11 protein-coding genes are annotated in these 14,148 nt (G+C 39.7%); 8 read left to right on the top strand and 3 right to left on the bottom strand.

What is annotated here, in order from left to right:
• Positions 1 to 38 precede the first annotated feature (38 nt).
• A complete protein-coding gene (locus ACTJKN_RS08490; protein ID WP_440824037.1) occupies positions 39 to 248 on the bottom strand; it encodes a hypothetical protein in 210 nt (69 codons plus the stop codon).
• Positions 249 to 427: 179 nt separating this feature from the next.
• Positions 428 to 1,567 (bottom strand): histidine kinase, encoded by a 1,140-nt coding sequence (locus ACTJKN_RS08495; RefSeq protein WP_440824039.1) that lies wholly within the window; start codon positions 1,565 to 1,567, stop codon positions 428 to 430.
• A 77-nt stretch (positions 1,568 to 1,644) separates the two neighbouring features.
• On the opposite strand from ACTJKN_RS08495, the gene ACTJKN_RS08500 reads away from it, so the two are divergent.
• Entirely contained in the window at positions 1,645 to 1,776 is a 132-nt protein-coding gene (locus ACTJKN_RS08500; RefSeq protein WP_440824041.1) for a hypothetical protein, read from the top strand.
• Positions 1,777 to 1,804: 28 nt separating this feature from the next.
• Here ACTJKN_RS08500 and ACTJKN_RS08505 read toward each other — a convergent pair whose 3' ends face one another.
• On the bottom strand, positions 1,805 to 2,530 hold the full coding sequence (locus ACTJKN_RS08505) for a LytR/AlgR family response regulator transcription factor (protein WP_440824043.1): 726 nt from the start codon (positions 2,528 to 2,530) through the stop codon (positions 1,805 to 1,807).
• Positions 2,531 to 2,973: 443 nt separating this feature from the next.
• On the opposite strand from ACTJKN_RS08505, the gene ACTJKN_RS08510 reads away from it, so the two are divergent.
• The 7 genes from ACTJKN_RS08510 to ACTJKN_RS08540 all read left to right on the top strand — a co-directional run bounded on the left by ACTJKN_RS08510 (position 2,974) and on the right by ACTJKN_RS08540 (position 13,881).
• Positions 2,974 to 3,978 (top strand): LLM class flavin-dependent oxidoreductase, encoded by a 1,005-nt coding sequence (locus tag ACTJKN_RS08510; RefSeq protein WP_440824045.1) that lies wholly within the window; start codon positions 2,974 to 2,976, stop codon positions 3,976 to 3,978.
• A gap of 457 nt (positions 3,979 to 4,435) precedes the next feature.
• Positions 4,436 to 4,999, top strand: a complete 564-nt coding sequence (locus ACTJKN_RS08515; protein WP_440824047.1) for an RNA polymerase sigma-70 factor — start codon at positions 4,436 to 4,438, stop codon at positions 4,997 to 4,999.
• A 63-nt stretch (positions 5,000 to 5,062) separates the two neighbouring features.
• Positions 5,063 to 6,007 carry a FecR family protein gene (locus tag ACTJKN_RS08520; protein WP_440824049.1) on the top strand — a complete coding sequence of 315 codons (945 nt, stop codon included), beginning with the start codon at positions 5,063 to 5,065 and terminating at the stop codon, positions 6,005 to 6,007.
• 229 nt (positions 6,008 to 6,236) lie between these two features.
• A complete protein-coding gene (locus tag ACTJKN_RS08525; protein WP_440824051.1) occupies positions 6,237 to 9,470 on the top strand; it encodes a SusC/RagA family TonB-linked outer membrane protein in 3,234 nt (1,077 codons plus the stop codon).
• Positions 9,471 to 9,483: 13 nt separating this feature from the next.
• Positions 9,484 to 11,007 carry a RagB/SusD family nutrient uptake outer membrane protein gene (locus tag ACTJKN_RS08530; protein ID WP_440824053.1) on the top strand — a complete coding sequence of 508 codons (1,524 nt, stop codon included), beginning with the start codon at positions 9,484 to 9,486 and terminating at the stop codon, positions 11,005 to 11,007.
• Complete coding sequence (locus ACTJKN_RS08535; RefSeq protein ID WP_440824055.1) at positions 11,001 to 12,860, top strand: alkaline phosphatase; 1,860 nt, start codon at positions 11,001 to 11,003, stop codon at positions 12,858 to 12,860. Before ACTJKN_RS08530 ends, ACTJKN_RS08535 begins: the two co-directional genes overlap by 7 nt.
• A 118-nt stretch (positions 12,861 to 12,978) precedes the next feature.
• Positions 12,979 to 13,881 carry a metallophosphoesterase family protein gene (locus ACTJKN_RS08540; RefSeq protein WP_440824057.1) on the top strand — a complete coding sequence of 301 codons (903 nt, stop codon included), beginning with the start codon at positions 12,979 to 12,981 and terminating at the stop codon, positions 13,879 to 13,881.
• Positions 13,882 to 14,148 lie beyond the last annotated feature (267 nt).

The raw sequence follows: 14,148 nt of genomic DNA on the forward strand, positions 1-14,148 counted from the left end.
AGATCTAGTATTGGCCTCAAAGTTTCATTGAGACGCTATTAGGATGTTAGTTCTGCAGTGCTAACTAAATGTATTTTTGTTGCAGCAAGGCCTCTTGCCGTAAGCTCTATTTCAAAAGAAATTTCATCATTGAGCCTGATTTCTTCCTTAAGTTCCATTAAAAAGAATTGAATTTTCTGTTCATTTTCATCTTTAATAATGCCATGTCCACTATTTTGATCTACATAGCATATTGTACCCTTTCTCATTTTTTTAATCTGTTATGTTAAGATTACATTTAATTCTTCAGTAAAGATTTATCTAAATATTAAAACGTCAATTAGGACGGTTTAATATAGTAATAATTTTGTTACATTAAGTAGGGGAACCGATAATATTTCTCGATGGTGGAAACCTGGAAAGATTGCTTATCAGGTCGATCTAATTGTTAAAGAGGGATAGTTTGTTCAGTTTTTTTATCTTCAGATTCTATTAGCAATGCATTTAAGGAAATACTTATGCTTAAAATATAGAAACCTTCTTCGCTAATCCCTGCAGTTATTTCGGCATTTTGGTGGTAAGCGTATTTTAATCGGTTACGGATATTATCCATTCCTGAGCCAAAGCCTACTTTGCTTTTTACTAATCTGGGTAAATTGCGGCTTTCGATACGCAGTTTGTCATCAAAGGTGTAAACATCTATAGTGGCCTTGTTTTCTATGTCATTAAGATTCCCGTGTTTAAACATGTTTTCCAGAATGGTAAGCAAAATAAGCGGAATTAATTTGATTTCACCAAGATCAGGGCCGCTGGCAAGTTCGATATAAATTGCACCCTGGGTAATGCGATGCAAACCAATCAGGTTTTCGCATTGTGCAATTTCTTCACTTAAATATACATAGCCTTCATTGTGTTGGGTATTGGCTGCAAAACGCATCATATCAGAAAGATAAAGCATTACCTTAGCATCTTCTGGCGAGTAGGTGCTTAGTTTCTGGTGTACAAACTCAAATGTATTAAAAAGCAGATGGGGATTAATTTGTGCTTTCATGAAAGCATTCTTAGACATGGCCAGCTCCTTATCCATTTTTTCCTTATCAATAAGCATTTGAAAACGTTGTTTTTCGATACGGGATTTCTCTGCTTTTTCTTTGATGAACCGTTTTAAGAAATAATAACCTGTAGAAAAAAGAAGGAAAAACGAACCCCTATAAAGTACCTTGGTTATTCTGATCTTAAGACTAGGTAATTGGCCAGGTAAAATGTTGGTATAAGTATTTAGCAGAATGTCAACGCCGGTAACTATACCCAAGTAAGTCAAGATTGTGAGGATTACAACTAAGGGAACTTTCCATACCGCTTCATTGGGAAATGCTGTTGCTTTCTCTATCAGTAAAGCATAGGTGTAAAATAAGGTGATATTAATAGTATAATGAATAGCATAGTTGCCAAATGTGCCTAACATACCGATAAAATAAACAACCATAACGGTTTCCCAGATAATAAATACCGTCCATGCAATGATGTGTATCCGGTAAGTATATAGCCAGTTTTGCAACATACTGTTGCTCCATTTTAACCTATTCATAAAGACTTATTTGCTATTTGTGTAACGATTAAAGTTATAGGGTGCCATCGCAGCTAGTTTTCGAAAAAAAAATAATTATGAAAACTCAAAAATTAGCTAAAAAAACACTTTTTGTATTTAAAAAAAAAATTGGTGGAAAGATAAACGAAACAACCACCACTTCCGAACCAACCACTACAACATTTACTACGAATTCAGGTATAATTTAAAATTATTGAATTTTTTCATCAATAGCCGTTATTTTTTACGGCTACTGATGATTAGTTTAGTAGACATAAAGCCTTTAAAATCATTATAATAAATATCGCCAACGGTAAAGCTTACGTGGTTGTTCATGGAAATCCGGTTGCCATCAACATACAAAATCTTGTCGATAGCAACAATATAACCGCGATGTAACTGTATAAAACCTTTTTTAATACTAAGCTGTTCCCGAACATCTTTTAGGCTTAAGTAAGCAATAATTACTTTTTCTACAGTATGTATTTTAATGTAATTATGAAAACTTTCAAAAGCAATAATATCTTCATATTTAACCATTACCGCACGGTGTTCCTCTTCTTTATTTTTAACTAAAAAGTAATCTTCGTTGGCACCACCTGTCATTTCCTGTCCAAAAAGCCGGGTAATCGTAGTGGCAAATTTGGCATAACTATATGGTTTAAGCAAATAAGCATCTCCTGCAGCTTCAAAAGCATCAAAAGCATATTCCTGGTGTGAGGTGGTGAAGATGAGTTTTCTGGTTCTAAAGCGGATGGCCTTAGCCAGCTCCAGGCCGGAAATCTGAGGCATTTCCACATCCATAAAAATTATATCGACTGTTTCTGAGTTGGCTAGCTCTCTTAAAGCAGTAATTGGATCAGTATACTGCTGGACGAGTCGCATGTTCGGAGTATCCTCAATATATTTTTGTAGTCCCGCTAAGGAACTGAACTGGTCGTCTATGGCTATGCACTTAATCATCTTCAAAAATCTGTTTCTCTTATAACGAAATTACTCCTTTTCGTACCGGAAAGGGTACTATCTGTACGGATTAATTTAAAGTCCTTTCTTATTTACTAATTTAACGCAAAAATGTGTCAATTAAGTTTAAAAGATGCAGGCAATAGCTATAATCCATAAAAATATTCTGGGATACCTATACTCCGCCTTTAATGGTTTTGCTAATCGAATTGTAAGTTTTAATCAAGCTAAGAGCGCAGATTTATATGTTTTGTTACAATAATATATATACTCCTACATTTGTGTATACCCAGTTGCCTGATAGCCATCTCATTTTGCATAGATTAATTGAATAATTCCTGCTGTATTGATTAGTGTTGGTTAAACGTCATATATATTCAGATAAACCAGACTTGGCTTTATTAAAGATATTTTTGCAGCATAGATTTTATTCCTATTAATTTATGGCTGATCACTTATTGAAAAATATTCCTTATTCCGTTCTCGATCTTGCAACTGTGTTAGATGGTTTTACTGCTGCAGATACCTTTAAAACAAGCCTCGATTTAGCTAAACAGTCTGAAACTTTAGGTTATACACGTTATTGGTTTGCCGAACACCATAACATGGCTGGTGTTGCCAGTTCGGCAACAGCTGTGCTTATTGGTTATATTGCTGGTGGCACCAATAGCATCCGCGTAGGCTCGGGAGGCATTATGTTACCCAATCATGCACCCTTAATTGTTGCTGAACAATTTGGTACTTTGGCCTCTCTTTATCCCAACCGTATCGATCTGGGCTTGGGCAGGGCACCCGGAACTGATCAGGTTACGGCAATGGCCATCCGTGGTGAAAATTTTAGTGCTGTGCATAGTTTTCCAAGGGATATTGAGAAACTCCAACAGTTTTTCTCTGCCAATAATAACCGGGCAAGCGTAAGGGCCATTCCGGGAGAAGGATTGGATATCCCGATCTGGATTTTAGGTTCGAGCACTGATAGCGCCCGGTTAGCAGCAGAAAAAGGTCTTCCTTATGCTTTTGCCAGTCACTTTGCACCAGCTTATTTTGAACAGGCCATCGCCATTTATAGAAATAATTTTAAGCCCTCCCCATTTTTACGGGAACCTTATGTAATGGCCTGTGTAAATGTGGTTGCTGCCGATACCGATGCAGAAGCTGAACGTTTATCAAGCTCGGTAAAGCGGATGTTCCTGGGGGTAATTACAGGTAAAAGAGAATTGTTAAAGCCTGCAGTTGATGATATCAATCAATATTGGGATCAATTGGAAAAAGAAGCTGTAGAACAAATGTTGTATTATTCTTTTATTGGCAGTGCCGAAACCATTAGCGAAAATTTAGAAGCTTTTGTTGCCAAATATGGTGTAAATGAGATCATGAGTACCTCGCATATTTACGATCATCAGGCAAAATTGCATTCGAATAGAATTTTTGCAGGGTTGTTTGGGTAAGCGATTAGGAGTCATTGCGAATATGCCTTCCTGCATGGTTCGTCATTTCGAGTGGAGTGCAACGCAGTCGAGAACCCGAAGGCTCAGCGAAGCTAGATCTATTGAGATATATCTCTCCATTTCACTGCGTTCCATCCTATTGATATCGGATCGAGATGACGATCGTTTTATTGAAGATATTGAAGATGAGAGCGCAGATCCAGTCCATTTTCCATATTAACCACCGAGTTCACAGAGAAAAGGTCACAGAGGGACACAGCGTTCTTCCAATGCGCGGTTTCTGCGGCAATCTTCTTAAATCTGCAGGAACTCAATCGCATCATGTTTCCCGCGGAAATCACTGATCACCGCAGAATCCTGTCTATTTCCCATCTTACATTCGTCATCTACTCTTTAAGATTTGTTAATATTAAGGGAATATTGGGCCATTAGCTTTGCGCTCTATAAGCGGCATCCTTTGGACAATTCACTATTTTTATCTTTACAGCTTGGAGATCATCAGGCTATGGAGGCAATCTACCGGATCTATTGGGAGGATGTTTTTGATGTTGCGCTGAAAAAAATGGGTGATGAGGCGCTGGCACAGGATATTACACAGGAAATTTTCATATCCCTCTGGGAGAACCGAACAACAATTAACTTAACAGGAAGCCTCAGTGCCTATCTGTATGGTGCTGTGAAATATAAGGTGATTAATTATTTCAGATCGGGCAGCATAAAAGAATATCACCAAACTGCACTTAAAGCACTAATGGATGAGCAGCACATTGCAGCTGCTGATGATAAACTGATTTTAAAAGAGCTTCATTTAGAAGTTGATGCAGCCATTGCGCTTTTACCCGAAAAAATGCAACTGGTATTCTCGATGAGCCGAAAACAGGAAAAATCCATCAAAGAAATAGCTTCGGAACTTGATGTTTCGGTACAAACAGTAAAAAACCAGATTTCTGCAGCACTAAAACTGCTTAAAAAAAGCCTTTCCTATATCCTGCTCATTGCGGCTTTAATCGGCTTAACATAAAGTTAATTTATAGATAACATTCTTGGTTAGTACCAATCTGCTTTTCAACTGACATGTATTTAAATGACAGAAGAACAGGCAAAGGAACTGCTGCAGAAATATCTCAACAAGCAGGCAAGTCCGCAAGAGCGAAAAAAAGTTGAAGAATGGTATGCCACGCTCAACCAGGAAAATATTGAACTGGCAGCCGACCGGAAAGCTGTAATAGGGGAGCAAATGCTTGTTCACCTTCAGATCGCTATGCGCCAAAAGCCAAAACATGGTAAAGTATTCAAACTACAGTCTTTTATCGGAATCGCTGCCGCAGTACTCATCATCATTACACTGGGAATAAGCATCTGGAAACTCAATACCCCAGTGAAGCCTGAAAACCAGGTTACCGTAGTTACTGGAAGTACAGAACGGAAGCGCGTTACTTTATCAGATGGTTCGGTGGTTTTGTTAGGCCCGTCTGCAAAACTCAGCTACCCCAAAGTATTTGCCTCAAACAACCGCCAGGTCACATTAAAAGAGGGTGAAGCTTTTTTTGATATTGCCCACCAGGAGAAAAGACCATTTACAGTATATACCACATCTGGTATCGATATAAAAGTGCTGGGTACTTCTTTCAATGTTAAGTCTTATCAGGCCAGCAAACATATCGAAGTTGCTGTAGTAACCGGAAAAGTTACAGTAAGCAATAAGAAGAAAAGTCTTGGTACACTGATCAAAGACGAATTTTTAACATACGATAAAATCGAAGAATGGGCAGCCATCCGTAAAACCAAAGCTTTGACCTTTGTTGAACTTGCCTTTGAGGGTGCAACCCTGGAGCAGGTAATCACCAAGCTTCAATACGTGTACAGTATCAGGATTTCGCTGAGTGACAGCACTTTGGTTAAACTTAAAAGCACAGCCGTTTTTAGCAGCAGGCAATCGCCAGAAGAGATTTTGGATATCATCTGCAGCCTGCACCACCTAAAATTCAACGGATCAAAAAATCATAAAACATTTATTATATACAGATGAGATGAGCAGGTAACATAGAAATACTTAGCGGCGCCAGTTAGACTGGCCACCGTAATCTTTCTTTCCGGCCAAAGGGCCAGCATAATTAAAAGCTTTTAAAAAACAAATCAAACAAATGAAACCAACCTCCGCTAAGAGGACATCAGCTCTTTATAAGATCATGAAATACTCATGTTTAACATTTTCAATTCTCTGCATATTTTGCAGCTCAATCCTGGCCTCGGCTGGTATGGCACAAAAGTTAGAGAAAACTACCGTCAGCATTACGCTAAACAAAGGCCGTAAGATGACCGAAATTATCAAAGAAATTGAGTCGCGCACCGGACTTAGCTTTGTTTATAATCCAGATCAGCTGCAACAAAAAAACATGTTTGTAAGTGGCGATTTTACCACAGAGCCTGTAAGGTCGCTATTAGATAAACTAGGATTACAGGTTTTAGAAAAAGGCGAATATGTAATTTTGAACAACGCCATTCAGAATAAGCCAGACCGGATTATCACTGGAGTTGTGCGCGATTCAACAGGTTTATTGCTTCCTGGCGTTTCAGTGAAAGTACTGGGCACGCAAAGCGGAACAATAACCGACGGTAATGGCGCTTACCGCATTGAAGTGGGTGCTGATGCGGTGTTATCGTTCTCTATGATCGGTTACCGTACCAAAGAAGTAAAAGTAGGTGAAAACCAGGTTATTAATATGTTGTTGAGCGAAGAACGTTCGATGCTTGCCGATGTGGTAGTAGTAGGTTACGGCACACAGAAGAAAGAAACTTTAACAGGTGCAATCAGCATTGTTGGGCTGGATAAACTTTCTTCACGCTCATTAAATAGTGTAGGAGAGGTACTGGCCGGAAAAACCCCTGGTGTAATGGTAACCAATGAGGGTGGTGATCCGACGTCGATGCCCCGTATCAACATTCGTGGCTCAGGCGGTATCAACACTGAAAATGCGCTGTATGTAATCGATGGATCTATCTTTTCGGGCACTCCACAGCTTAATCCTAACGATATCGAATCTATATCGGTATTAAAAGACGGATCGGCAGCTATTTATGGAGCAAGAGCTTCGGGAGGTGTAATATTAGTTACAACCAAAAAGGGTAAGAGCGGTAAAATGCAGATCAGTTTCGATGCTAAACTTGGGCAACAGCGCGCATGGAAGAAATTAGAGCCATTAAACGCTCAGCAACGTGCACAGGTGGCCGCAACTGCTGCCAAAAACGGTGGTACAACGATATTGCCGGCTTTTGATATTTCGAAATACCCTGATGGACAGATTACCCGCACCAATTGGATGGACGAGGTTTTTAGAGATGGTTTATTACAGGATTACAATGCCGCAATAAATGGTGGTAGCGAGAAATCTAATTATTACCTCAGTTTCAATTACCGTAATGCAGAAGGCATTGTGTTAAATACCAAAGCCAAACGTTATAATTTCAGGATCAATACCGAACATGAAGTTACCAATTGGTTAAAAGTTGGCGAAAACCTTTCTTATAGCAGTACCAATGGTAACGGCGCCAACACGAGCAGCGATTATACCGGTGCTTTACTTTCGGCTATTTATTATCCAACCAATGGAACACCATATAATGCCGATGGAAGTTTTGCCGGTTTACCGGGTGGACAGTATGCCGGAGACTATGGAGACATTGTTAACCCCGTTGCAGATTTAATGCGTATCGATATCAATAACCCTATAAATGTTTTAGTGGTTAATCCTTACGCCAATATTAAACTGGCCAAAGGCTTAACCTTTAGGTCTAACTTAAGCATCACCAAAACTGATGCTTCATTTAAAAGCTTTACACCTAAAAGACCTGAGGTAGGAAAGCCGGTATTAAGCAATAGTTTACAGGAAAGCAGCAACCATGACAGCGATTTCCTAACAGAACAAGTGTTAAATTACAAAGGTACCTTTGGTAACCATCAGCTTGATCTTACTGGTGGTTATTCATTTCAAAAAACACAATACAGAAAGTTGTTTGCTTCTGGATCTGGTTTTGATGATGAATCGCCACAATACAGGTATTTGATGAATGCCACGGTAATACAGCCTTCTTCGAGCGGTTATATTGCACAGGCACTGTCGTCATTGTTTTTAAGAGCAAATTATAACTATCGCGAAAAATATCTGGTATCGTTAATCGGTCGCCGTGATGGATCATCGTTACTCACTAAAAATAACAGGACCAGGAATTATGGTTCGGCTTCGATTGGATGGGTAATGAGCAAAGAAGATTTTCTTAAAGATGTAAGTTGGTTAAATGAATTGAAATTAAGGGGCAGCTATGGCTTTCTCGGTAATTTAGCTTCGCTAACTACTGATGCGGTTAATCCATTACTAAGCCCTACACAAAGTTATTTTGGGCAAACGCCAACTTTGCAAAATGGTTATGTACAAAACGTTTTGGCCAATCCTAATATAGCATGGGCAGAATCTAAACAGACCAACCTTGGTGTTGATGTAGCGGCATTGGGCCGGATAAATCTTTCAGTAGATTATTTTATCAAAGAAATCGATAAAATGATCCTAACCAGAACATTGCCTGGAACGGCAGGTTTAAATACTCAAATCATTAATGCAGGTAAGGTAAAAGATAAGGGTATTGAGTTAGGGTTAACTTACAACAGTGATAAAAACGCAGCTTTCACTTACTCGGTAAATGCTACTTTAACTAAAATAAACAACAAAATAGAAGAACTTTTACCAGGCATAGAAAACCAGACTGTATCTACCAATTTCCGGAATGAGGTTGCTCCCCTTACCAATAGGGTAGGACAGCCACTGTATAGTTATTTTGTATTAAAAACTGATGGTATTTTCCAGAGTCAGGCAGAAGCCGATAACTATAAAAATGCCAAGGGAACTAAGATTCAACCAAATGCAAAAGCAGGAGATTTTAGATTTGTGGACATCAACGGCGACGGGTCTATTGATGGCAAAGACCGTTATTTCGCTGGTAGCGCTTATCCCGATTTCTCTTACGGATTGAGCTTTAATGCAAGTTATAAAAATTTCGATTTCAATATTTTTGCGCAGGGCGTACAGGGTAATAAATTGTTTAATGCAGTAAAACGCACTACTTATAGTGCTAGTGGGCCATCTTACAACAAACTGGTCGGTATCCTGGATGCCTGGTCGCCAGAGAACCCTGGTGGTAAAGTGCCAATTATTTCAACAAGCGATGCTAATGGAAACTTTGCAGCCTCCGATTTTTATATCGAAGATGGTTCTTACCTGCGCATCCGTAACGTAACCCTGGGATACAGTTTACCAAAATCAATCGCCAATAAATTAAAAACAGGTGGAGTAAGGGTTTATGCTACAGCAAACAATCTTTTTACCATTACCAAATACTCAGGCTTTGATCCAGAAATCGGAATGGACAACAATGGAGTGGATGTTGGTCGTTATCCTCAAGCCAGAAGCTTTATCCTTGGTTTAAGCATAAATCTATAATCACAAAACAACAATGAAAACGAATTTAAAATATATGGCATTTGCCACCCTTGCTTTTTTCTCTTCATGTACAAAAGAGCTTGATATTGTGCCTGAAGGGGCTCCATCGGCACAAAATTTCTGGAAAACCAAAGAAGATGCCATAAAAGCAGAAGCTGGAATGTATGAAAATTACAATGCAGAAGACTTTTACGGTCGTGGGATGTTCTGGTTTATCAATGCCAGCGATGATATGGTTACCGGACGTAACAAGCCAGAGGCCGATAATATCAAAAATTTTAACCGTACCTATGTTGGTGGAGGTTATACCGAAACCCAATGGAGCATGCGTTATGCCATCATTAAACGCGCTAACGATATTATTATCAATGTGCCGGCCATCGCAATGGATGAAACCTTGAAAAAACAGATTATTGGCGATGCTTATTTTAACGCCGGACTGGTTTATTTCCAGTTGGCTGCCAATTACGGTAACGATAAAGCCGGAGTACCGATCGTAACGCCAGAAAGTGATCCTTCTCAGCCTATTGCCCGTGCAAAAAATGTAAACGAAAACTACGATTATATCATTTCACTTTTATTAAAAGCAGCTGATAACCTTCCCTTGTTCTCGGCAATGAAATCAGCTGATTACGGTAAAGCACATAAAACGGCTGCCTGGGCCTATCTGTCTAAAGTGTACCTGTACAAAAAAGATTATGCCAATGCTGCTAAATATGCTGATATGGTCATCACTTCAGGTCAGCATGATTTAGTAAATACAGGTTTTGCAGATGTATTTAAGGCCGCTAACAATTGGTCGAAAGAATATATTTGGTCGGTGGTGTGTACGCCAAGCGGTGGCGGAACAGGTTGGGGCAGCAAGCTTCCAGGTGTAATGTTAACCAATAAGGCCTGGGGGATTTATAACGGATGGGGTTATTACCTGCCAACCAAAGAGCTTTACGATTCTTACGAAACTGGCGATCAGCGCCGTGAAGCCACCATCTTAAAACCTGGTGATAAATTTATGTTTTTTGGTGCTGAGCGTAGCTTTACCAAAGATGCAGGAGCGACTTCAAATTACCAGTTTAAAAAATACATGGAGCCGTTTTCATATGCTAATCCAATTCCAACACACGTGAATCCGAACGGAGACAATGGCACAACAGATTTAAATGTTCCCCTAATGCGTTATGCCGAAGTATTGCTGATTAAAGCCGAAGCTGCAATTAACCTGAGCGGTGCAGGGGCAGGCGATACCGAACTGAACAAAATCAGGCAACGTGCAGGCTTAGGCACCAGAACAGGAATGACGATCGACGACCTTAAACGCGAACGCCGTAACGAACTTGCAGGAGAATGGGCCGACCGTCACCGCGATTTAGTAAGATGGGGTGATGCTCAGGCAGCCTATGCAAAACCATTACACGATTTTGATGGGAGCGTAATTTGGCCATCAAGAACTTTTAATCCACAGGTACACGATGTTTGGGCGGTACCACAAAGAGAAATTGATAACAGTGCAGGTGTAATTAAACAAAATCCAGGATGGTAAAATCGAATAAACTGATCCTGTTTTTATTATTGGGTTTAGGTGTACATTCAGTTTCTGCTCAGCAGAAACTGAATGCCGGTAATGGACACAGCCACAATGATTATAAGCAGCAGATTCCTTTATTGGAGGCTTATTATGCTGGCATGGGGTCTATCGAGGCCGATGTATTTTACCGTAATGGAGAATTGTTCGTTGCACACGATAGCAGCGAAATCACCCCGGGTAAAACATTGAAAAAATTATATATCGATCCATTGGTGGCGTTTTTTAAAGATCATGCCAACCATTCTTATCCAGATCCGAAACAAAAACTTCAGCTGGTAATCGATATAAAGGAGGATTATGAACACGTAATCCCGAAATTACTGGCCGATTTAAAAGGTAATGAATCTGTTTTCGATCAACAGATCAATCCTTCAGCCATTAAAATTGTAATGAGCGGGGCTGTTCCGCCTGCCGAAAAGTTTAAGGATTATCCATCACTCATCAGTTTCGATGGCCGTCCCGCAAATCAATACACAAGTGATCAGTTAAAGCACATTGGTATGATTAGCGATGATATTTCTCATTATTCGGTATGGAATGGAAAAGGTACTCCAACACCAACCGATTTAGAAAAGATGAAAGCGGTAATTGCCAAAGTACATGCATTGGGTAAACCTTTCCGTTTTTGGGCAACCAAAGATAGTCCGAACAGCTGGAAAGAACTGGAACATATGGGGGTTGACTGGATCGGAACGGATCATCCTGCATTGCTCAAAGATTTTTACCAGAACAGGGCTAAGCTCGAGTACAGCAACCCGAAAGCTTATAAGCCTTATCAGCCAACGTACAAAACCGACGGATTAAAAACCAAAGCCAAAAATGTAATTCTTCTAATAGGGGACGGAATGGGGCTGGCACAGATTCAGGCAGGCTTAAGTGCTAATTTTGGTCAATCCAACATCATCACGATTAAACATCTTGGCCTTTCGCGCACCGAAGCTTCCAATTCAGATTTTACTGATTCTGCAGCAGGTGCTACGGCTATGGCTACAGGGCATAAAACCAATAACCGCTACATCAGTGTCGATTCTACGGGTAAAGCACTTCAGTCTATTCCTGATATTTTGGCACCTTATGGTCTTACAAGCGGGATCATCAGCAGTGGCGATATTACCGATGCCACGCCTGCAGCATTTTATGCCCATCAGCTCGAAAGATCTATGACGAAGGAAATTGCAGCCGATTTTCAGAACGGTCATGTTGATATTCTGGTTGGTTCGAAACGCAAAAGTTTTACTGAGAATCCAGATCAAAAATTGATGGATAAAATCTCGGCTAAAGGTTATACTATGCAGAAAGACCTAAAAAGTTTCGTTGCCTCAAATGCGGATAAACAAGTGGTACTTTTAGACGATTCTGCTACACGGAAAGTAATGGATGGCCGGGGAGAAATGCTGAAGATTTCGTTCTTAAAAACTGTTGAATTGCTCTCGAAAAATAAAAAAGGATTTTTCATCATGGCCGAAGGCGCGCAGATTGATCATGGCGGACACGCAAACGATTTGCCTTTTGCGGTAACCGAACAACAAGATTTCGACCGTCTGGTGGGTGAAGCTTTAAAGTTTGCCGATCAGGATGGCGAAACATTGGTAATCGTAACTGCCGATCATGAAACCGGTGGGTTGTCGCTCCTTGATGCCTCTTATAGAAAAGGAACCGTACGTGGCAATTTCAGTACAGATGATCATACCAATATCATGGTACCTGTATTTGCTTACGGTCCTGGTTCGGACGCCTTTATGGGGGTATATCCTAATCATCAGATTTTTTATAAAATCATCGAAGCTTATCGTTTAAAGAAAAATTAATAAATCAAGAGTTTAAATAAATAAACTGTGGCGGTGTCTGTATATCACAGCACCGCTTTTTTCTTAACGTTAAGGCTACAGGGCAATGCTAATTTTGAAAAACAGTAAAAAGAATGTAATGGAAAGAAGATCTGCACTAAAAAATATAGGTGGCCTGTTTTTGCTGCCAACCTTGCCAGCACTTTTATCGGCAGCTGATAAAAAAACAGTGTTAAGAGTTGCGCACATCACTGATGTTCACCTTAAGAATCAATTCAATGCGCCAGCCAGGTTTGTTAAGTGTCTGCACCATTTACAGTCGCAATCGCCCAAGATAGGCCTGGTTCTAAACGGGGGAGATATCGTTTTTGATATGAACAAAGAAAACATCAATACCATTAACGATCAATGGAAACTTGTAAACGAGACGATGAAGAACGAATGTAACCTTCCTGTGCATTACTGTTTAGGTAATCATGATATCTGGTGGAACGAAAATACTAAAGGTGATGTTTTTTACGGGAAGAAATATGCCATGGATAAATTGCAGTTGGTTAAGCCATATTATAGTTTAATGCAGAACGGATGGAAGATTATTGTGTTGGATAGTACCCACCTGGATATTGACAATACCTGGTATATTGGAAAATTGGGCGATGAGCAGTTAACATGGTTAAAAAACGAACTCGAAACTACCAGTTCTACAATGCCTGTTATGGTAATGTCGCACATTCCAATCCTTACCGCGCTTTTAATGATAGAAGATAATATTGTAAACAAATGGACCATGTTGGGGGGCGATATGCATACCGATACGAGCAAAATTATTAATCTTTTTTATCAACATCCTAATGTAAAACTGTGTTTAAGTGGCCACCTGCATATGCGCGATAAAGTGGTGTACAACGGTGTTACCTACCTCTGCAACGGTGCTGTATCTGGCGCCTGGTGGGAGGGCAACAGGAGAGAAACTGCACCAGGTTACGGCTTGATCGATTTATACGCTGATGGCAGTTTTGAAGAAAAATATGTTAATTATTGATGATGTAGTTTGTTAAAATGGTCATTATACGGGGAAATTAGATTTATTCAAAGACATTGGAGTAGACGATGCCAATCTCAAGCGGTCGTCATTTCGAGCGGAGTGCAACGCAGTCGAGAAATCTATTATAGATCTCTCCATTTCGCTATGCTTCAGTCGAGATGATTGTTATGATAAAAACAAATTTTAAGCAGCTATATTATAATTATTTTTATAGCTGGTCTGATTTTTTATAACTGCAGCAACTCTTAATGCTATCTTGTTTCT

It is taken from the genome of Pedobacter sp. 22163 (genome assembly GCF_052045595.1).
GTDB lineage: Bacteria > Bacteroidota > Bacteroidia > Sphingobacteriales > Sphingobacteriaceae > Pedobacter.